We start from the raw sequence: 19,840 nt of genomic DNA, 5'->3' as shown, positions 1-19,840 counted from the left end.
GTCTCGCAAGGAGATTCAGCGGTTTCTCCATCCGCGGGATCACTCGCGGTGTGACTGTGGGCACATACGATTGATACAACTCAAGGTATCATGGCTGACCATGGGGGGTGCTCATTTTTCGAGAACCAACACCCTGTGCCGCCAGCCAATTTGTCCAGGCAGCACCGTATTTGTCGATGTTTTGTTTCACGCGTAGACGAAAGGATTTCGTATGACTCCCGAAAAGGAAAGACAGGTTCTTGAAAGCCTGTATGACCGCCTGCATGACGCCATCAGCTATTCGCCAGAAGGCAAAAATGCCGCCTTCAACCCGGCGACCAGCTATATTCAAATGGCCAAGAATGTCGTCCTGAACCCTGACGATTTCAAAAACATGATGACGCCGCTGAACCCCGGCGGCGATTTGCGTCAGGCCGAAGCGTTCTCGGCGCTGGTGGATGCACAGCCAAACCCCGAGCCGCTGTGGTCTGACAGTGGCAAACAGTTGTCAGCCACCTATTCGACCATCGTCAACGGGGCGAACACCGATGCCACCGTCAGCGAAGAGCAAAAGAAGATCTACGAGATGGCGTTCAATTATCTGAACACCACCTCAACGGTCACCGGCTTCGACGGCTCTACGACGACGCAGACAAATCCAAGTCAGATCGCAACGGCCTATGACAACAACCTCGCCGCCTATGTGACGGCAGTCGGCGGCTATCGCACGGCCTATAACGGCTATGACCTGTCGGACGTCAAAGACCAACGCGCGTGGAACGCGGTGCAGCCGGGTCTGCAACTGACCGTCGATCAGGCATGGAACAAGTGGAACAACGAAGGCCGCAAACAGGTCGATGAGGCCCAGGCCGCAATGGCATCGTCCATCAACAACGCCATTGCCTCGACGATTGCGAATAGCCAGGCGCTCGTGAACGGACAGCACCAGATGGCGCCGAGCACGGCGGGCGGCAATCCTTGGCTGCCTTCCTATGCCCTACCCAGCAACTGGATGGATCCGTCGATCAAGGCGACGGAACTCACACTGAAAAGCTCGTATTTGAACAAGACGGCGTCGTCCTCGGCAACGAGCTATGCGGCGTCTGCCTCGGGGTCATGGGGCCTGTGGCATGCCTCGGCCGGTGTGTCCGGCAGCCATGAGGAAAACCATGCCCACATGGACGCCGAAAACCTTGAACTGTCAGCAGAGCTTGTCTTTGTTCAGATCAAACGGCCTTGGTTCAACCCACTGCTCTTCTCGATGAATGACTGGTGGGTCGATGGTTTCAACAAGAACGGTATCTCTGATGGTCTGAACCCGCCGTCGGGCGCGTTGCCGCTTATCCCGACCGGCATGATTGTGGCGCGTAATGTGTCGATCACGGCTGATTTCTCGAGTGAGGACAAATCCTTTGTCGCCAACTCGATCAAGACAGAGGCCTCTGGCGGCTGGGGTCCGTTCAGCGTCTCGGGCAGCTATTCCCATAGCGATAGCAAATCGACCTTTGCGTCCAAGTTTGACGGCGGCACCCTGAAACTGCCGGGCCTGCAGGTCATCGGCTGGGTCAGTGCGATCAACCACGCATCGGCCCCAATGGACCCAAAATAGGCGGTTCCATAGCAAGTGATCTGCCCGGGCCGCGCCATGTCGTGGCCCGGGTGTTTTGACTTGGATTGAACCTGCGGAGACAGCCATGAGATTAACCGATGCCTTCGCCGCCGCGCTGGAAGACGACCTGTCGGCCCTTCAACAAGCCCACGTTGCAACCGCGCCGCAATTCGAAACACCTGATGATGCCTTGCGCGCACCCAGTTTTGAGTTCGGCGGGGCGATGGCCGATGTGCAAACGGCCACCCCCATGACAACCACGACGATCCCCTCTGTCGGCGAAAACCAAGTGCTGCAGATGGCAGAGGTACCCATCACCATCAATCCGACGCAATACGCCAATGCGCATTCTAATCAGAACCCGACTGGCGATATGCGCTCGCTCTTTGCCTTTCGCGAACTGGTCGATCCGCTACCCAGCGTCGGTCCCACATTCATCCCGTCAGCATCATCGACGGAAATGACCTATGACCTTGTCGTCAACAACGCCAACGCCTTGTCCGGTAATCCCTTTGCCGCGCAGACGCTGGCCATGGCTCAGCGGGGTTTCTCGAATTCAAAATTCGCAAATCTGGATGGGACAGCCGGCGATTGGCGCGCCGTGTATGCCGCGCCAGAGGATTGGTACGACTCGACCCAGACAAATCGCTTTCGTCCATTGACGCTTCCGCTTGGCTCGGGTGTCGCCTCCAAATCGATCAAGGTGCCCGAAGGGTCGGAGACACTGAAACTGTCAAACGACGATAATGACAAAACGCTTGAGGTCCCGACATCCCAGGTGACGCAAGTGTCGTTCAAATATCTCATGGTGTCGTTGCACCGGCCTTGGATGCTGCCGCAACTCTTCTCGACCAATGGCTGGTATCTGGGTCAGCAAAAGCGCGGCTTTTGCTCGAACGGCAAGACATCCAAGAACAAAGGCGTGCTGCCTCTGATCCCCTCGGCCTTGATTGTCGGATTGGACAGCAAGGTCCAAGCGACGTGGTCGAAAAAGGAAAAAGCTTTCTTGAAAGAGGCCAAGGATGCAAAGGCGTCGGCTTACCTAGGTCCGTTCAAGGTCCAGAACGGCGCCAATCCCCCGCCCCTGCAGGTGGTCGGGTGTATATCTGACGTGACACCCCTGTCGCCACAGGAGACGAGTCCAGGCTAATTGTCGGGCTTAACCGTCTTTTGCCAACAGGCCGTATTTGCGCAGTTTCACGTAAAGAGACTGGCGTGACAGGCCCAGCATTTCGGCTGCGGCAACGCGATTGTTGCGGGTCAGCTCCACGGCCGTTTCGATGCACATCTTTTCGACGACATCGGTCGTTTCGCTGACAATGTCCTTCAACGAAGCCGACCCGACCAACTCCATCACCGAGCGCACAGCGTCGTCGGTCACGGCCACACCCGGTTTGCGCACGGCCTCAACCCGGCTCGCGTCACGAATGACGAAGACATAGGACGGATGCGCGCGATCATTCAGGTAGGTCACCGAAATCTCGACCGAGATGGTGGACGAATATTCACCCGCCAACTTGGTCGCATACATGCGCATCTGACCAGCGCGTGCAGCGTTTTCCAAAAGCACCTTCAAGTCGACCGTGCCACGCGCCAGGAAATCACCCAGCGACTTGCCCTTGGCACCTGTCAGATGCGCAAGATCGGTTAGGTTGAGGAAGCTTTCATTCGCAGACCGGATGATGCCCTCTTTGTCGGTAAAGACGATGGCATCCACGCCCTCTTGATACAGGGCCGAAAGGTTTTCGCTCAGCTCGTCTGTCATGACCTCGCTTTGATCAGCAAGCTCGACACGGCAAAGAAGCAACCTCTCGCCCGAGGCGCGGAACACCGTCGGAATGATGTTGATGCGCTTGCGCGACCGGCGCGCCTGAAGCGTCAAAGGACGGGCGCGATCCGACAAAGCCGCATTGGTCAGGCTCTCAAGAAACTCGCCACGGCGGCGACCTTCGAACTCTTGCGCAAAGGCCTGACCGATCAAGTCATCGCGCGTTCCACCCAGCAAATTTGCAGCAGAAGGGTTCACATCCGTGACACGTCCATTGCCAACTTGGACAAACACGACCGCCTCGCGGGTGGTGTCCATCAGCACCCGATAACGTGTGTCAAATTCACGCTGCGTTTCGTAATCTCGTTCCAGCGCAATCTGCGCTTTGACGAGTTGTTGCTGCATTTCCGCGATCGGACGCAGGTCACGACCAAGCATCAACAGCGCCCCGTCGGGCCCGATTCGATGGAACGTATAGCGGATCGGGAATTCCCAAGCCGTCTGATCAATGTGGTTCAGTTCGACCGCACGCAACCCCGAAGGCGAGTCCAGCGTTTCAAGTTTTTGATCCAGCTTTGGAACGGACTCGGGCGTCAGGAAGTCGCGCACATCACGACCTTCCCAGTGTTCCAACTTGCCCAGCGACCGATGCTCTTGGTTCACCAGCACGGACATGATCTTACCGTCCGCGTCGATCACCAGCGCCAGGTCTGACGCAGACGAAATGATCCCACCCAAAAGCTCGGGCGCGATCAGAGGGATCGAACCCGTGGACCAGTATTTCATCCCTCGGGATGTCACGGGTCCGAACTCGTTTGAGGTGAAATCGTCATCCGCATCTAGCCCCTGGTCAAATCCGGAGCTGCGCGCGATACGTCGTCTGGCGTTTGGATCGTCAGCCCGCATATTCGCAATGCCTCTTCAGCGTTGTTGGCGATGTGATCTGCACCGGTCAGTGACCTTATATCCGTTTCCTGATCCAACACTGTTCCGCCCAGAACAACTGGCGGGCTGCTGTGCGCAGCGGTTTTAACAGTTTTGACCAAATTACGTATGGTTTCAAGCCTTTCACAGGCCGCTGCAGAGATGAGAACCGCATCAAAGTCATGTGTTTTGAGCAGTTCCCTTAGGTCCTTTTCCGAATACCCCATGGCCAGTTTGACCACCACGCCATGGCGGCGCAACTGGTCTGCAACCACGGTCGCACCCAGCGTGTGATAGGCTTCGGCGGGGACCACAAGAAGGATCGCTGGAACGTCCAGCTTATCCGTTTGGGCAGCCCGCAAATCGCGGGTCAGACCCTGCAATCTGGCCACACCGATTGTCACATCGGCAAAGCTCAGACTGTCTTCACACCAGCTGTCGCCAAAGTGGCGCGCAGCGGCGGGAATATACACGTCAATGATATCCTGAGGCTGCACTCCGGCGGCATCAAACCGCTCCAGAATGGCGTCCCGATGGATGGGGTCGAACGCCTGAACAGCCGCGACAAGACCTTCGAAAAGGTCGTCTTTCAGCACGTCAGATCGCTCTTGAGTTTTGGACGCAACAAGAGAGAGCACTTGCGTTGCAAATGCTTCCACCGTGCCTGTCGCGGCAGGGGACCCGGTGCCGGGACCCTTATTATCGCCTTCAGACATCTGCGCGTTCCTTCGAACCAACTGCAGCCTTTGACGCCAAGCAGATGGCATCTCGTCGGCGTTTGTTGCGTCCGTGTCCTTAGTGTCCCGCAGGCACGGCTGATTGTCAAAATGATTTGACATGCGGTCTTCCTTCTTTGCGGGCGCAACCGTGCTTTCCATCACGTGTCGCGCCGCCTCCCTTCACTTTTTTGAATGTCCAAAATTGACACTCTGCCTCACGCATCTAGCTCGACTGTCAACTTATCAAGTGTAAGTTCAAGTTGACACATGGAGGGGGCAGGCGTAGCGTTCAAGTGCCACGACCTGTCAGGGAGTCGAGGATGTCTGTGACGAAACAAGAGCGGGGTTCGCCCTCTCTACTTTATACACCCGAGGAACGCGCACGGCGGGATGCCACTGTCTGGACCTTGATCCAGGGGCTTCTTGCGCCGCTTCAGTTTCTTGTCTTTCTGATCTCTTTGGGATTGGTGCTGCGCTATCTGATGACAGGCGCAGGGTACGAGGTTGCGACCCAGTCGATCCTCGCCAAAACCGCATTCCTCTATCTGATCATGATCACCGGTGCGATCTGGGAAAAGGTCGTGTTTGGCCAATATCTCTTTGCGCCAGCGTTCTTTTGGGAGGATGTTTTTTCCTTCCTCGTGATCGCCCTGCACACTGCATATTTGTGGGCCGTCTTCTCGGGTGCTGTTGGCCCAATTGGTCAAATGTGGATCGCTCTCGCGGCCTATGCGGCCTACGTGGTGAATGCCGGGCAATTCATCTGGAAACTGCGTCAGGCCCGGCTTCAGTCGGAACATGCCAACGCCGCACTTGAGGTCGCCGCATGAAGGATCTCGCCCCCACCCCAACCACCGGCTGCCGCGACGTCCCGATTCTCAAGGAACGTGGTCAGCGCGAAGTGTTTTGCGGCCTGACCGGGATCATCTGGCTGCACCGCAAGATGCAGGATGCCTTCTTCTTGGTTGTCGGCTCACGGACCTGCGCACATTTGCTGCAATCTGCAGCGGGCGTGATGATCTTTGCCGAGCCACGCTTCGGCACGGCGATTCTCGAAGAGAAAGACCTCGCGGGGATGGCCGACGCACATGAGGAACTTGACCGCGAGGTGTCACGTCTACTGTCAAGGCGGCCTGACATTCGGCAACTTTTCCTCGTCGGCTCCTGCCCTTCCGAAGTGATCAAACTGGACCTTGCGCGCGCCGCAGAGCGCCTGTCAGGCGTCCATGGTCCGGACGTGAATGTCATCAACTTCACGGGCTCTGGCATCGAGACAACCTTTACCCAAGGCGAAGACGAATGCCTCGCCGCGCTGGTCCCTCAGCTTCCGGAAACGGACGCTCGGAACCTCGTCGTGGTCGGCGCATTGCCCGATGTGGTCGAAGATCAGATGCGCGGTTTGCTCGATGCCATGGGCGTCGAAAACGTATCGGTTCTGCCCGGGTCCCGTGCAGGCAATCACCCCGCCGTCGGACCCCAGACCCGCTATATCCTGGCACAACCTTTTCTGGGTGAAACACATTCCGCTCTGACCCGTCGCGGGGCCCATCATTTGCCTGCGCCTTTCCCCTTCGGAGAAGCCGGAACAACGGCGTGGCTTCAGGTCATCGCTGACGCTTTCGATGTCCCGTCTGAGCGGTTTGCTGCGGCCACAGACGCCCCCCGCGCGCGCGCCAAAAAGGCCATCGCATTGCAGGCTCAGGAACTGCAGGGACGCTCGGTTTTCTTCTTTCCCGACAGTCAGCTCGAGGTGCCTTTGGCCCGCTTTTTAACCGCTGAGTGTGGCATGGAAGCCATAGAAATCGGCGCGCCCTACATTCACAAGGACATCATCGGCTCGGATCTGGACCTGATCCCCGAAGGACCGACCGTGTCGGAAGGTCAGGACGTCGATCTGCAACTCGACCGCGTCCGTGCCGCACGCCCTGATATCACGGTCTGTGGTCTTGGACTGGCCAACCCGCTCGAAGCCGAAGGCCTAACCACCAAATGGGCCATCGAACTCGTGTTCTCGCCTGTCCATTTCTACGAACAAGCCGGCGATCTTGCCGGGCTCTTCTCGCGCCCCATGCGCCGTAAGGCGGCCATTCAGGCCATGCACCCCAACCGCCGGGGACCCGCCATGGAGGCCGCAGAATGAAACTGACCGTCTGGACATATGAAGGCCCGCCCCACGTGGGCGCGATGCGCGTCGCCACAGGCATGAAGGGGTTGCATTACGTGTTGCACGCCCCCCAAGGCGACACTTACGCAGACCTGCTCTTTACAATGATCGAACGGCGTAACCACCGCCCGCCAGTCACCTACACGACATTTCAGGCGCGCGATCTGGGGGCCGACACTGCGCATCTCTTCAAGGATGCCGCGCGCGACGCCTACGAACGCTTCAAACCAGAGGCGATCATCGTCGGCGCATCCTGCACGGCGGAACTCATTCAGGACGACCCCGGCGGACTGGCCGAAACCATGGGCCTGCCGGTTCCGGTGATCCCGCTTGAACTGCCCTCCTACAGCCGCAAGGAAAACTTCGGCGCCGATGAGACGTTCTATCAGATCTGCCGCGCGCTTGCTCAGCCGATCGAGAAAACCACGCGCATCGCCTGCAACTTGATAGGCCCCACGGGTCTGGGCTTCCGCCATCGCGACGATGTCGAGGAACTCACCGGGCTACTTTCTGAAATGGGCATTAACGTAAATGTCTGCGCACCCATGGGCGCGACGCCAACAGACATCACCCGTCTGGGCGCGGCGCATTTCAACGTTCTCATGTATCCCGAAACCGGAGAAGCCGCCTGCCGCTGGATGCAAAAGGAACTGGGCCTGCCCTACACCAAAACCGTGCCCATCGGCGTCGGTGCCACCCGCGATTTTGTGGCCGAAGTACAATCCATCACTGGCCTGACGACCGCCCCGGATGAAAGCCGCCTGCGCCTGCCGTGGTGGTCCGCGTCCGTCGACTCGACCTACCTAACCGGCAAGCGCGTGTTTGTCTTTGGCGACGCGACGCATGTGCGAACCTCCGCTCGTATCGCGCGTGAGGAAATGGGCTTCGAGGTCGTCGGCCTTGGCTGTTACAACCGCGAGTTCGCCCGCGACATCCGTGCCTTGGGCAAGGAAATCGGTGTCGAGGCGCTGATCACCGACGATTATCTGGAAGTCGAACAGGCCATCGAGGCGCTCGCGCCCGAAATGATCCTTGGCACCCAGATGGAACGCCATATCGGAAAACGCCTCGGAATCCCCTGCGCGGTCATCTCTGCCCCGGTCCACGTTCAAGATTTCCCGGCCCGCTACTCGCCACAGATGGGGTTCGAAGGCGCGAACGTCATTTTCGACACGTGGATTCACCCGCTGGTCATGGGGCTGGAGGAACACCTCTTGGCCATGTTCCGCGAGGATTTCGAATTCCATGACGACAATGGCGCGAGCCATCACGGTGGGAAGATTGATCTCAAGTCAGTGACAGCTGAGGCCTCGGATGCCTCCGGCGGAAGTATTTCCGGCAAGAAGATTGAGACTGCGTCGGTTCCGGAAGTTCAGACTGATGGCACCATTGTCTGGATGCCAGCGGCCGAAAAAGAGCTGAAAAAGATCCCGTTTTTTGTGCGCGGCAAAGCCAAGCGCAACACCGAGAAATACGCAGAAGAGCAGGGTGTGACGCAGATCAGCGTCGACACGCTCTATGAGGCCAAGGCGCATTATGCGCGATAACCTGGATCATACCCCAGGCTACCGCATGGCCTTTATCACGCTGGACCACCGGGCGGCGGGTTCCGTCGCGCGTGCCCTGCCCGCGTTGGAGGAGGATTTTCCCGGCCTGCATGTCACCGTGCACGCAGCAGGGACATGGAATGAAGACCCTGCCGCGCTGGAAGAGGCACGCATGGCCGTCGCGCAGGCGAATATCGTGGTCGTAAACTTGCTCTTCATCGAGGATCAGGTTGAGGCGATCTACGCCGATCTTGTCGCGCGCCGTCCGCATCTGGATGCTCTCATCGGCGTGGTTGCCGATGAAAAGCTCGTCAATCTGACAAAGATGGGCGATCTGGACCTGTCCAAACCGGCCTCTGGCGCACTCAAATATCTCAAGAAACTGAAGCCGTCCTCCAAGGGCAAAACCAAGGTCAAAAGCGGCGAAGGCCAGATGCGCATCCTGCGGCGTCTGCCCAAAGTGCTTAAGTATCTGCCCGGCAAAGCGCAGGACCTGCGCGCCTATTTCCTTTCGATGCAATACTGGCTGTCGGGCTCTGACGACAATGTCCGCGAGATGGTGCGCTTCCTCGTGAACCGCTACTCTGGCAACCGCTTTGCAGCGGTTAAGGCAGAGCTGCCGCAGGACTATCCGGAGGTTGGGCTGTACCACCCGACCACGGGCATCGTGACGGACATAGCAGACCTGCCGGCAGTCGAGACACCGGTGGCGACCGTCGGTGTATTGATGCTGCGGTCCTACATTCTGTCCAACGATGCTGCGCATTATGACGCCGTCATCGACGCGCTTGAGGCCAAGGGCGTGCGCGTGATCCCGGCCTTTGCCGGTGGTCTGGATGGTCGCCCCGCGATTGATCGCTATTTCCATGGGATCGATGCAATGATCTCGCTGACGGGGTTCAGCCTTGTTGGGGGCCCTGCCTATAATGACGCCGAAGCGGCTGTTGAAGCGTTGCAAGCGCTCGACATCCCCTATCTTGCCGCGCATCCGCTGGAATTCCAGACTTTGGGTCAATGGGCCACGTCGAGCCAGGGCCTTGGTCCCGTAGAAACGACAATGCTCGTCGCCCTGCCCGAGATCGACGGTGCAACAAACCCCACCGTCTTCGCGGGCCGCCACGGCGAAAACGGCTGTCAGGGCTGCCAATACCAATGCCCTTGCGCGTCACACACCAAAGCGATGGCGCCATGCCTCGAACGCATAGACGTTCTGGCCGAAAAGGCCCTGCGCGCAGCGACCCTGCGGCGCAAGAAAAATGCCGAAAAGAACGTCGGTGTCGTGCTGTTCGGCTTTCCGCCCAATGCCGGGGCAGTCGGCACCGCCGCGTATCTTTCGGTCTTCGAAAGCCTGCACAACACGCTGCACCGGATGGCAGCCGAAGGGTATGACATCACCCCACCCGCTACGGTCGATGACCTTCGCGACGCGGTGTTAAAAGGCAATGCACAGCAATATGGGCAAGAGGCCAACGTCGCCGCCCATGTCGATGCGGACACCATCGTGCGCCAGACCCCACCGCTCAAGGTGATCGAGGATGTCTGGGGCCCTGCCCCCGGCAAAATCCAATCAGACGGACGCGGTGTCTTCGTCTTGGGTGCGCAGTTCGGCAAGGTCTTTGTCGGCGTCCAGCCCACCTTTGGCTACGAAGGCGACCCGATGCGGCTCCTGTTCGAAAAGGGCTTCGCACCAACCCACGCCTTCACGACCTTTTACCTCTGGCTGCGCAACACGTTCCGCGCGGATGTGTTCCTGCATTTCGGAATGCACGGCGCGCTGGAGTTCATGCCCGGCAAACAGGCGGGCCTTGGCGCGCGCGACTGGCCCGACCGCCTGATCGGCGAGGTGCCGAACGTGTACCTTTATGCCTCGAACAACCCGTCCGAGGCGTCGCTGGCCAAACGCCGCTCAAACGCTGTCACCATCACACATATCACGCCGCCGCTGGCGACGTCCGGTCTGTATAAAGGTCTGTCTGAGCTGAAAGACAGCCTGACCCGCTGGCGCGCGATGGAGGATGGCGCGGGGCGCGATGACCTCGCCACCCTGATCGCCGACCAAGCCGCAGCCGTCGATATGGACGGCGCGCCCGAGGACCTGTGGCTGGCGCTGCTGGAAACCGAGGATGCGCTCATCCCGGACGGCCTGCATGTCATGGGGCGTACACCGACCCCAACCGAGGTCGAAGAGCACCTGAAGGTCATGGCCGATCAATCCCCCGAAACACAGGCGCGCGTGCGCGACCTGCTGGTGGGTGACGACGAAATGGCTGGCGTCATGCGCGCGTTGGGTGGCCGTTACATCGAACCCGTTCCCGGCGGCGACCTGATCCGCAGTCCAGAGGTTCTGCCAGCAGGCCGCAACATCCATGCCTTTGACCCGTTCCGGATGCCAACCGCCTATGCCCTGCAAGAAGGCTGGAAACAGGCCGACATCTTGCTGGCCGCCCAAGACACCCTGCCCCGTTCGGTCGCAATCGTTCTTTGGGGATCAGACAATATCAAGTCGGATGGCACGCCGCTGTCTCAGGCGCTCGCGCTGATGGGCGCGAAGCCCCGGTTTGATGGCTACGGTCGCCTTTCTGGTGCCGATCTGATCCCGCTGGAAGAGCTTGGGCGTCCGCGCATCGACTGTGTGATGACACTGTCGGGCATCTTCCGCGATTTGCTGCCTTTGCAGACCAAGATGCTGGCCGAAGCTGCGTTCAAGGCCGCCACTGCCGACGAACATCCCAGCCAGAACTACCTGCGCGCCAATGCGCTGGCCTATGCCGAGAAAACCGGCTGCGATATGGAAGAGGCGGCATTGCGCGTGTTCTCAAATGCCGAAGGGGCCTATGGGTCGAACGTCAATGTTCTGGTTGACCAGAGCGGGTTCGACAACGAAGACGAACTGGCCGACGCCTATCAGGCGCGCAAATCCTTTGCCTACGGGCTGAATGGGAAACCAACCGCGCAAAAGGACCTTCTGGACGACACATTGGCGACCGTCGATGTCGCCTATCAGAACCTTGAGAGTGTCGAACTCGGCGTCACCACGGTTGATCACTACTTTGACACGCTGGGCGGCATCGCCCGCGCAGTCAAACGCGCCAAGGGTGGCGAAGATCCGGCTGTGTTCATCGGCGATGCGACCACCGGCGACGCCAAGGTGCGCACGCTCAAGGATCAGGTCGCTTTGGAGACCCGCTCCCGCAGCCTGAACCCCAAGTGGTTCGAAGGCATGCTGAAGCACGGGCACGAAGGCGTGCGCCAGATCGAGGCGCAGGTGACCAACACTTTGGGCTGGTCCGCCACGACCGGTCAGGTGGACCCGTGGGTCTATCAACGCATCAGCGAAACCTTCGTTCTGGACGAAGAGATGCGCAATCGACTGGCGGATCTGAACCCGCAGGCCAGCGTCCGCATGGCGCAACGACTGCTTGAAGCGTCTGATCGTGACTACTGGGCGCCTGACGACGCCACGCTTGAGGCGCTGCAGGATGCCGCAGACGCGCTGGAAGACAAACTGGAAGGGATCGCTGCCGAATGACCCTTCTTCACCGCAATACACGCAACGCAGCCCCGGACTTGATCCGGGGCCTCCACCCCAGCGCTAAGCAAGAGGTCCCGGATCAAGTCCAGGACTGCACAGCGCAAAGGAGCACGCCATGAGCCCTTACGACGACAAACCCGACCTGCGTCAGCCGCCCGCCCAACGCGCCAACATGCGCGAAGCGGCAGGCTTGGCCAAACGCGGCCTCGGTGCACCGCCTGTTCTGAACAAAGGCGAAGATGGCGAAGGCTCGGTTCAGGTCCATCAGGACATGTCCACCGTGATCGAAGGCGCGAAGGTGTTTTCCGTTTACGGCAAGGGCGGCATCGGCAAATCGACAACCTCGTCGAACCTGTCGGCGGCGTTTTCCAAGCTGGGCAAGCGCGTTCTGCAAATCGGCTGCGACCCAAAGCATGACAGTACCTTCACCCTGACAGGTCAGTTGCAGCCAACCGTGATCGACATCCTCAAAGAGGTCGATTTCCACGCCGAGGAACTGCGCCCTGAGGACTTTGTCACCGAAGGTTTCAACGGCGTGCAGTGTGTCGAGGCAGGCGGTCCGCCAGCGGGCACCGGCTGCGGCGGTTATGTCGTGGGCCAAACCGTGAAGCTGCTGAAACAGCACCACATGCTGGAAGACACCGATGTCGTGATTTTTGACGTGTTGGGCGATGTGGTCTGCGGTGGCTTTGCGGCCCCGCTTCAACACGCCGACCGCGCTGTCATCGTTACGGCCAACGACTTTGACTCGATCTACGCGATGAACCGCATCATCGCGGCGGTGCAGGCCAAATCGAAGAACTACTCGGTTCGTTTGGCGGGCTGTGTGGCCAACCGGTCGAAAGACACCGATGAGGTTGACCGCTTCTGCGACACCGTTGGGTTCAAGCGTATCGCGCATATGCCCGACATCGACGCCATTCGCCGCTCGCGTCTGAAGAAAAAGACCCTGTTCGAGATGGCCGACGAAGAAGACATCGTCATGGCGCGCAAGGAATACATCCGGCTTGCTGAAACGCTCTGGAACGGAACCGAGGCGATGGCCCCAGCGCCCCTGCCCGACCGTGAAATCTTTGAATTGCTTGGGTTCGATTAATGCCGTCTGACGCACAGACATACGAGTCCACGCGCAACCGCGTCGAAGACTATTTCGACCGCAGCGCCACCAAGGTGTGGGAGCAGCTGACCAGCGACGCGCCCGTGTCCAAGGTGCGCGCGACTGTACGTGCGGGCCGGGACCAAATGCGCGCGCAGATGCTGTCGCGCCTGCCAGACGATCTGCGCGGCAAGCGCATCCTTGATGCGGGCTGTGGGACTGGCGCGATGTGCGAAGCGCTGGCACTGCGCGGGGCCGATGTCGTAGGCGTCGATATCTCGCCTTCGCTGATTGAGATCGCAACGAAACGCCTGCCTGACGCGCTCAAGGATCAGGTGAAGTTTGAGGCTGGTGATATGCTGGCCCGTCGCGGACATTTCGATGCCGTGATGGCGATGGACAGCTTGATCTATTACACCCCAACCGACCTCAAATCGGCACTGGGTCAGCTGGGCACGTCGTCCAACAAGATCATCTTCACCCTCGCGCCGCGCACGCCATTTCTCATGACGTTCTGGTACGCCGGAAGACTCTTCCCCCGCAAAGACCGCAGCCCTGTGATGATCCCTCAGGACACCCGCCGTCTGTCGCGCGAGATCGCCGGATTGGCCGAGTTAGAGACAATTCAGAGCGGGTTTTATACGTCGAAGTGTTTGGAGTTGGTCTCCACACGCCCCGGGCGTGACCCGGGGCCTCGCGCCGCTGGGACCAACAGCGCTCAAACCATCGAGGTCCCGGGTCAAGCCCGGGACGTGGGAGGCGCAAAGTGACCAAGAAACCGCATCCCCTGACCCAATTCACGCTGAAGATGCTGCCCTTCACGGATGCAGTCTCCGAGGACCTGCCATTGAAGCAGCTTCTGCGCCTCAGCCTGTTTCAGGTCAGTGTCGGGATGGCAGCTGTCATGCTCTTGGGGACGCTCAACCGCGTCATGATCGTGGAACTGAACGTGCCTGCGATGATCGTTGCAGTCATGATTGCCTTGCCCGTGCTCAGTGCACCGTTCCGCGCGCTGCTGGGATTCCGGTCTGACACGTATCGTTCTGCAATTGGCTGGAAACGCCTGCCCTATCTCTGGTTCGGGTCGCTTTATCAGTTTGGCGGACTGGCCATCATGCCGATGGCTCTGGTTCTTCTAGGTGACGGACCACAGGCCATCGACGTGCCCTATGCGGGTGAGATCGGTGCAGCCGTGGCCTTCCTGATGACCGGCCTCGGAATGCACATGACGCAAACCGCCGGTCTGGCGCTTGCGGCTGACCGCGCGAGCGAAGAGACACGCCCCCGGGTCGTCGCCCTGCTCTATGTCATGTTCCTGATCGGTATGGCCGTCAGCGCCGTCATCATAGGCGCGCTTCTGCGCGACTTCAGCGAATTGCGTCTGGTTCAGGTCATCCAAGGCACCGCAGTTGTCACCATCGTCTTGAACGTCATCGCGCTCTGGAAACAGGAACGCATGGCCCCGATGAGCAAGGAAGAGCGCCAAGCGAAACGTCCAAAGTTCAAAGACGCCTGGGCCGATTTCACCAGCGGTGGCGATGCAGGTCGCCTTTTGGTCGTCGTGTTCATCGGCACGATGGCTTTCAACATGCAGGACGTGTTGCTGGAACCCTATGGCGGCGAAATCCTTGGCCTTTCTGTCTCTTCCACCACGCTGCTGACGGCTGCATGGGCCGCAGGTGCGCTGGTTGGCTTCGGCCTTGCCGCCCGCTGGCTGGCCCGTGGTCTGAACCCTTACCGCATGTGCGCGCGCGGTCTGCTTTTTGGCCTCGTTGCCTTTACCGCCGTCATCTTTGCTGCCCCATTCGAGAGCGCACAGCTGTTTTTTGCAGGGGCGACGCTGATCGGCTTTGGTGGCGGTCTTTTCTCGGTCGCCACGCTGACGGCGGCCATGACCATGCCAACCGACGGCCTTGCCGGTCGCGGTCTGGCGCTTGGTGCTTGGGGCGCGGCCCAAGCCACCGCTGCGGGGCTGTCCATCGCCCTCGGCGGTACAATCCGCGATCTCGTGTCGTCTGCTGGATCAACGGGTGCCTTCGGCCCCGTCCTGGCAGACCCCGCAACCGCATACTCGGTGGTCTACCACATCGAGATCGGCCTGATGTTCGCAACTCTCATCGCCTTGGGGCCGCTCGTGCGGTTCCGGGGTGCACCACAACACCAACAGGGGGACGGTCGGCTTGGCCTGGCCGACTTCCCCACCTGACCCACGAAAGGAACATCCCATGGTCGGAGTTGAATTCTGGGGAACAGTAGATCTCGCCAGCGTGGCCATTTGGTCATTCTGGGGCTTCTTCGCATTCCTCATTTACTACCTGCAGACGGAAAACATGCGCGAAGGCTACCCACTGGAAGCCGACGGCGGTGGCGAAGCCCCCAACCAGGGCCCCTTCCCTCTGCCATCGCCTAAGACCTTCACCCTTCCCCATGGCCGGGGCGAGGTGACTGTCCCATCGATGGAAGTCGAAGATGCACACCGCCGCGAAAACCTCGCACTGGTTCAGACCGGCACCATTCAGGGTTCGCCATTTGAGCCCACCGGCAACCCGATGGTTGACGGTGTGGGTCCGGCTTCGTGGGTGCCACGCAAAGACGTGCCAGAACTGGACGGCAAAGGTCACCCCAAGATCCAGCCGCTCTCTGCGCTGGAAAGCTTTGTAGTGTCTGCCGGTCGTGACCCTCGCGGTTTGACCGTTCAGGCTGGTGACAAAGAGCCGGTTGGGGTCGTCACTGACATGTGGGTCGACGAACCAGAACAGCTGGTGCGGTATCTTGAGATCGAACTGACCACCGAACTTGGTGGCGGCAAACGCCTGCTGCCGATCGCACTGGTCAAGATCAAGCGCGACCGCGTCTACGTCGACAGCATCTTTGAAGAGCATTTTGCGGGCATCCCGCAAACCAAGTCGCCGACGCAGGTGACGCTTCTCGAGGAAGACAAGATCTCGGCCTACATCGCCGGCGGCAAGCTTTATGCCTCTGCCGCGCGCCTTGAGCCACAGCTCTAAACACACCCCGAGGACACACCCCCAAAGGCCCGCAGCCTGAAAGAAGTACCATGGAAGATCACGACGATTTCGCATTCGAACCCATCCCCGGCCTGCCAGAGGCCTTGCCCGAGGGCGAGGAAATCCTGTGGCAGGGACGACCGAGCACGCTTGCGCTTGCGCAGCAGTCGCTCTGGTTCAATTGGGTCGTGGGCTATTTTGTGCTTCTAGTGATCTGGCGGGTGGGTGTGTCTTCAACTCAGTTCCCATTGGTCGAGGCGCTCGGCCATGGGGTCCCCTTCCTCGTGTTGGGGATGATCTGCGCGGGCGTAATCCTAGCGATTGCATGGCTGCAGGCACGCGGCGCGATGTACACCCTGACAACTCATCGCGTCGCGATGCGCATTGGCGCAGCGCTGCAAATGACCCTGAACCTGCCTTATCAGTGGATCGAGAATGCCAGCCTGGATTTACGTAAATCCGGCGTCGGCACCATCGCGCTCGAACTCAAGGGCGACAGCCACGTCAGCTACATGACCGCATGGCCCCATATCCGGCCATGGAAAATGGCCAAACCCCAACCGGCCCTGCGCTGCATTCCTGATGCAGAGAAGGTTGCCAAGATTTTGGCGGAGGCGGCTGAAACCCGCATCGCCGATGCCTCATCCATCAAAGTCGGACCCGCGCCGCAGCCCGAGGGCAGCGACACCGGTACGGCGGTCCCAGCGGAGTGAGATCTATGTCCGATTTTCAAACCACCCTCGAAGCCGAACAGCAAAAGCTGGGCAAGCGCGACAAGGAAATGATCCCGCTCGTGCTCGTTCGGGCAATGTTTGGGCTGGCGCTCTTGTCGGTCATCATCGTCGCCATCGCGCGGTTTACCGACCGCCCGCTGGTCGGCGTCGCCTCCCTGCCGCCTGTGGTGGCTGAAAAGGCGATCCTGTTCACACCGGGTCAGGATCGCGGCAGCTACATCGTGACCGATCTCGACGGCAAGACGCTGGTAACCTCGTCGGACCACCTGGCCGGATTCATCGGTGTGATGGGGCAAGTGCTCGACCGCAAGCGCATGCTGGCGGGTGTCGAAGATGGCACACCGCTGCGCGTTGTCCGCCGCGAAAATGGCCGCATCGACATCGTTGATGACGCCGCAAACTTCACCGTCGAACTGATGGGCTATGGGGCGGACAATGTTCGCGTCTTCGCCAACCTGCTCGACATCTGAATACCCACTGACCAAGAGGAGTTGGCACAATGGGACTACTGACCCGCGATAAGGAAACGGTGCCTTGCACCGTCACCATTTCCCACCGGTTCGAAGAACTCAGCGCGCATGTGCGCTTTAACGATGGCTCGGTCATCTATCCCGGCGACAGCGTGCTCGTGCACGGGTCCGAGATCATGGCGCCCTACGGCGAGATCGTGAGCGAAGACCGCACCGCCACCATCACCCGCGCCAGCGGTCTGGAGCGTCTGTGGACCCGCGCAACCGGTGACCTTGAGTTCATGGAACTCTGCGAATTTTCGTTCTCTGAGGAGATCATGGCATGAATATCCAATCCCCCAAGCCCAAGCTGAATGGCCACACCAATGGTCACGCATCCGCTGTTGCCCGCCATGGCACGAACGAGGCCGAAGACGTCAGCGCAATCGCTGCCCGTGGCGCGGTTGCCTCTGACGAAGCCGCAACCGAAGTGGCCATGCAGGACACCCTGCTGACGCCCCGCTTTTACACCACCGATTTCGACGAGATGGACGCCATCGACGTCAGCCCGGTGCGCGAAGACTGGGACAAGCTGATCGCGCAGATGGTCGCTGATCCGAACAAGACTCACTTCAAGAAAAACGAGGACTGGGACCACGTCGACTGGGACAAAATGGAGCCCAAGCTGAAGGCCGAGTTCATCGACTTTTTGATCTCAAGCTGTACGGCCGAATTTTCGGGCTGTGTCCTGTACAAGGAGATGAAGCGGCGTGGGAACAATGACGACATCACGCAGCTCTTTGCGCTGATGGCCCGCGACGAAGCCCGCCATGCGGGTTTCATCAACGACGCCCTGCGCGAGGCCGGGATCAAGGTGAACCTTGGCTTCCTGACCCAGCAAAAGAAATACACCTACTTCCGTCCGAAATTCATCTATTACGCGACCTACCTGTCCGAGAAGATCGGTTACGCGCGCTACATCACCATCTTCCGCCATCTGCAGGAAAACCCGGACAAGCGCTTCCACCCGATTTTCAAATGGTTCGAAGAGTGGTGCAACGACGAATTCAGCCATGGCGAGGCCTTCGCCCTGCTGATGAAAACCGATCCCAAGCTGACAAGCGGGATGAATGTCTGGTGGATCAAGTTCTTCCTGACAGCGGTCTATTCAACCATGTGGGTCCGCGATCACCAGCGCCCGGCCTTCCATGATGCCTTGGGTGTCGACATGGAATGGTACGGTCAGGAAGTGTTCAAGAAGACCTCTACGCTTTCCAAGCAGATCTTCCCGATCACTTTGGACATCGACCACCCCGCCTGGAAACCCGCCCTGCGCAAGATGGAGGCTGCAAGCCGTCAGGTTGCCGAGGGCAAGGCCGCTGGTGGTGTCGGCGGCACGCTGAAACGGGTCGGTGGCATGGCCAAGGCGGCGTCGGCCTTTGTCCGGCTCTATACCATTCCGTCGGTCAAGCACGACGTGCCTGTCAGCACGCGGCTGGAGCCGGTCTATTGATCCAGAGCGGTGGACATAAAGGGGGCTTTGCCCCCGTCCTTCGGACTCCCCCAGAGTATTTGGGGAAAGATGAAGGGACATGGCAGACGTGAGTGTTTTGGCGGCCCTCTTTGCGCTTTTTGCGTGGTGGTTTTCCACGGGTATCATCCTCTTGGCTGTGCGCCGGTCGGATAAATGCGGCGGCGTTGCGCCTACGCTTTGCGTGCTGTGGGGCCTGCCCTTTCTTGGATTTGGGCTGGCCGCGGCATGGGCCGCGCGCATGGATGGAACCGTTCTTGGGGTCTATCAGGGGTTCGTGTCGGCATTGGCGCTTTGGGGCTGGATCGAGCTTGCGTTCCTCACTGGCGTGATCACCGGACCCAACCGGACCCCCCTGCCCCCGCGCACGTCGCGACGGGGCGCGTTCTGGGCGGCATGGCGAACGGTCGCCTATCATGAGCTGGCGCTGCTCGCTGGGCTGACGGCCCTGATCTGGATGGCCGTTGGAGCGATCAACGCCACGGCGGCGCTGACATTCGGCACACTTTGGATCGCGCGGGTCTTGGCCAAGCTGAATCTCTTTCTCGGAGTGCCCGGTATCAACCTCGAAGCCATCCCAAGCCGCCTGTCCCATATCCCCAGCTATTTCCGCCAGGATGAGCCGTCATGGCTCTTTCCGATCTCGGTCCTGCTGCTTGGCGGCGGTACGGCGTTTTGGATCGCCCAACTGGGGGCTGGCACGCCCGAACAATCCGTCACGGCGGCTCTTCTGGCGGCTCTGACCGGGCTTGCCCTGATCGAACACTGGATGATGCTTCT

General features: G+C 59.7%; 17 protein-coding genes. 15 read left to right on the top strand and 2 right to left on the bottom strand.

Annotated elements, in window-relative coordinates; translation table 11 throughout:
* The first annotated feature begins 211 nt into the window (after positions 1-211).
* Positions 212-1,588 carry a hypothetical protein gene (locus FE702_RS17610; RefSeq protein WP_147127657.1) on the top strand — a complete coding sequence of 459 codons (1,377 nt, stop codon included), beginning with the start codon at positions 212-214 and terminating at the stop codon, positions 1,586-1,588.
* 85 nt (positions 1,589-1,673) lie between these two features.
* Positions 1,674-2,738, top strand: a complete 1,065-nt coding sequence (locus FE702_RS17605; protein ID WP_147127656.1) for a hypothetical protein — start codon at positions 1,674-1,676, stop codon at positions 2,736-2,738.
* 9 nt (positions 2,739-2,747) lie between these two features.
* On the opposite strand, the gene ppsR is transcribed toward FE702_RS17605, so the two are convergent.
* A complete protein-coding gene (gene ppsR / locus FE702_RS17600) occupies positions 2,748-4,142 on the bottom strand; it encodes a transcriptional regulator PpsR (protein ID WP_186827155.1) in 1,395 nt (464 codons plus the stop codon).
* A gap of 53 nt (positions 4,143-4,195) precedes the next feature.
* Positions 4,196-4,996, bottom strand: a complete 801-nt coding sequence (locus FE702_RS17595) for a cobalamin B12-binding domain-containing protein (protein WP_186827154.1) — start codon at positions 4,994-4,996, stop codon at positions 4,196-4,198.
* 323 nt (positions 4,997-5,319) lie between these two features.
* Here FE702_RS17595 and bchF point away from each other — a divergent pair, with 323 nt between their 5' ends.
* The 13 genes from bchF to puhE form a co-directional block, all read left to right on the top strand.
* Positions 5,320-5,829, top strand: a complete 510-nt coding sequence (gene bchF / locus FE702_RS17590; protein ID WP_147127654.1) for a 2-vinyl bacteriochlorophyllide hydratase — start codon at positions 5,320-5,322, stop codon at positions 5,827-5,829.
* Positions 5,826-7,139: a ferredoxin:protochlorophyllide reductase (ATP-dependent) subunit N gene (locus tag FE702_RS17585; protein ID WP_147127653.1), complete on the top strand. Its 1,314-nt coding sequence runs from the start codon at positions 5,826-5,828 to the stop codon at positions 7,137-7,139. Before bchF ends, FE702_RS17585 begins: the two co-directional genes overlap by 4 nt.
* Complete coding sequence (gene bchB, locus FE702_RS17580; protein WP_147127652.1) at positions 7,136-8,710, top strand: ferredoxin:protochlorophyllide reductase (ATP-dependent) subunit B; 1,575 nt, start codon at positions 7,136-7,138, stop codon at positions 8,708-8,710. Before FE702_RS17585 ends, bchB begins: the two co-directional genes overlap by 4 nt.
* Complete coding sequence (locus tag FE702_RS17575; RefSeq protein ID WP_147127651.1) at positions 8,700-12,239, top strand: cobaltochelatase subunit CobN; 3,540 nt, start codon at positions 8,700-8,702, stop codon at positions 12,237-12,239. The genes bchB and FE702_RS17575 overlap by 11 nt, the downstream gene beginning before the upstream one ends.
* A 175-nt stretch (positions 12,240-12,414) precedes the next feature.
* A complete protein-coding gene (gene bchL, locus FE702_RS17570; protein WP_147127691.1) occupies positions 12,415-13,338 on the top strand; it encodes a ferredoxin:protochlorophyllide reductase (ATP-dependent) iron-sulfur ATP-binding protein in 924 nt (307 codons plus the stop codon).
* Positions 13,338-14,108, top strand: coding sequence for a magnesium protoporphyrin IX methyltransferase (gene bchM / locus FE702_RS17565; protein WP_147127650.1), 771 nt, complete (start codon positions 13,338-13,340; stop codon positions 14,106-14,108). Before bchL ends, bchM begins: the two co-directional genes overlap by 1 nt.
* A gap of 38 nt (positions 14,109-14,146) precedes the next feature.
* A complete protein-coding gene (locus tag FE702_RS17560) occupies positions 14,147-15,544 on the top strand; it encodes a PucC family protein (protein WP_147127690.1) in 1,398 nt (465 codons plus the stop codon).
* A 19-nt stretch (positions 15,545-15,563) separates the two neighbouring features.
* Positions 15,564-16,346 carry a photosynthetic reaction center subunit H gene (puhA, locus tag FE702_RS17555; protein WP_147127649.1) on the top strand — a complete coding sequence of 261 codons (783 nt, stop codon included), beginning with the start codon at positions 15,564-15,566 and terminating at the stop codon, positions 16,344-16,346.
* 50 nt (positions 16,347-16,396) lie between these two features.
* Positions 16,397-17,059, top strand: coding sequence for a photosynthetic complex putative assembly protein PuhB (gene puhB / locus FE702_RS17550; protein ID WP_147127648.1), 663 nt, complete (start codon positions 16,397-16,399; stop codon positions 17,057-17,059).
* A gap of 5 nt (positions 17,060-17,064) precedes the next feature.
* Positions 17,065-17,550: a photosynthetic complex assembly protein PuhC gene (gene puhC, locus FE702_RS17545; protein ID WP_147127647.1), complete on the top strand. Its 486-nt coding sequence runs from the start codon at positions 17,065-17,067 to the stop codon at positions 17,548-17,550.
* Between the two features lie 29 nt (positions 17,551-17,579).
* Positions 17,580-17,876: a hypothetical protein gene (locus FE702_RS17540; RefSeq protein WP_147127646.1), complete on the top strand. Its 297-nt coding sequence runs from the start codon at positions 17,580-17,582 to the stop codon at positions 17,874-17,876.
* A 149-nt stretch (positions 17,877-18,025) separates the two neighbouring features.
* Positions 18,026-19,042, top strand: coding sequence for a magnesium-protoporphyrin IX monomethyl ester (oxidative) cyclase (gene acsF / locus FE702_RS17535; RefSeq protein WP_430303262.1), 1,017 nt, complete (start codon positions 18,026-18,028; stop codon positions 19,040-19,042).
* Between the two features lie 79 nt (positions 19,043-19,121).
* A partial coding sequence (puhE, locus tag FE702_RS17530) for a putative photosynthetic complex assembly protein PuhE (protein ID WP_147127644.1) occupies positions 19,122-19,840 on the top strand: 719 nt, incomplete at its 3' end.

It is taken from the genome of Shimia ponticola (assembly GCF_007995215.1).
Lineage (GTDB): Bacteria > Pseudomonadota > Alphaproteobacteria > Rhodobacterales > Rhodobacteraceae > Shimia_B > Shimia_B ponticola.
Note: the sequence above shows the minus strand (reverse complement) of the source record. Positions and strands in the feature narration are given on the sequence as shown.

Excerpts from the sequence above, each read along its gene's own strand:
- puhC (WP_147127647.1), top strand. The coding sequence starts at position 17,065 with ATGTCCGATTTTCAAACCACCCTCGAAGCCGAACAGCAAAAGCTGGGC.
- FE702_RS17540 (WP_147127646.1), top strand. The coding sequence starts at position 17,580 with ATGGGACTACTGACCCGCGATAAGGAAACGGTGCCTTGCACCGTCACC.
- ppsR (WP_186827155.1), bottom strand. The coding sequence starts at position 4,142 with ATGAAATACTGGTCCACGGGTTCGATCCCTCTGATCGCGCCCGAGCTT.
- FE702_RS17605 (WP_147127656.1), top strand. The coding sequence starts at position 1,674 with ATGAGATTAACCGATGCCTTCGCCGCCGCGCTGGAAGACGACCTGTCG.
- FE702_RS17610 (WP_147127657.1), top strand. The coding sequence starts at position 212 with ATGACTCCCGAAAAGGAAAGACAGGTTCTTGAAAGCCTGTATGACCGC.
- FE702_RS17595 (WP_186827154.1), bottom strand. The coding sequence starts at position 4,996 with ATGTCTGAAGGCGATAATAAGGGTCCCGGCACCGGGTCCCCTGCCGCG.
- bchB (WP_147127652.1), top strand. The coding sequence starts at position 7,136 with ATGAAACTGACCGTCTGGACATATGAAGGCCCGCCCCACGTGGGCGCG.
- puhB (WP_147127648.1), top strand. The coding sequence starts at position 16,397 with ATGGAAGATCACGACGATTTCGCATTCGAACCCATCCCCGGCCTGCCA.
- FE702_RS17585 (WP_147127653.1), top strand. The coding sequence starts at position 5,826 with ATGAAGGATCTCGCCCCCACCCCAACCACCGGCTGCCGCGACGTCCCG.
- FE702_RS17560 (WP_147127690.1), top strand. The coding sequence starts at position 14,147 with ATGCTGCCCTTCACGGATGCAGTCTCCGAGGACCTGCCATTGAAGCAG.
- acsF (WP_430303262.1), top strand. The coding sequence starts at position 18,026 with ATGCAGGACACCCTGCTGACGCCCCGCTTTTACACCACCGATTTCGAC.
- bchF (WP_147127654.1), top strand. The coding sequence starts at position 5,320 with ATGTCTGTGACGAAACAAGAGCGGGGTTCGCCCTCTCTACTTTATACA.
- bchL (WP_147127691.1), top strand. The coding sequence starts at position 12,415 with ATGCGCGAAGCGGCAGGCTTGGCCAAACGCGGCCTCGGTGCACCGCCT.
- bchM (WP_147127650.1), top strand. The coding sequence starts at position 13,338 with ATGCCGTCTGACGCACAGACATACGAGTCCACGCGCAACCGCGTCGAA.
- FE702_RS17575 (WP_147127651.1), top strand. The coding sequence starts at position 8,700 with ATGCGCGATAACCTGGATCATACCCCAGGCTACCGCATGGCCTTTATC.
- puhA (WP_147127649.1), top strand. The coding sequence starts at position 15,564 with ATGGTCGGAGTTGAATTCTGGGGAACAGTAGATCTCGCCAGCGTGGCC.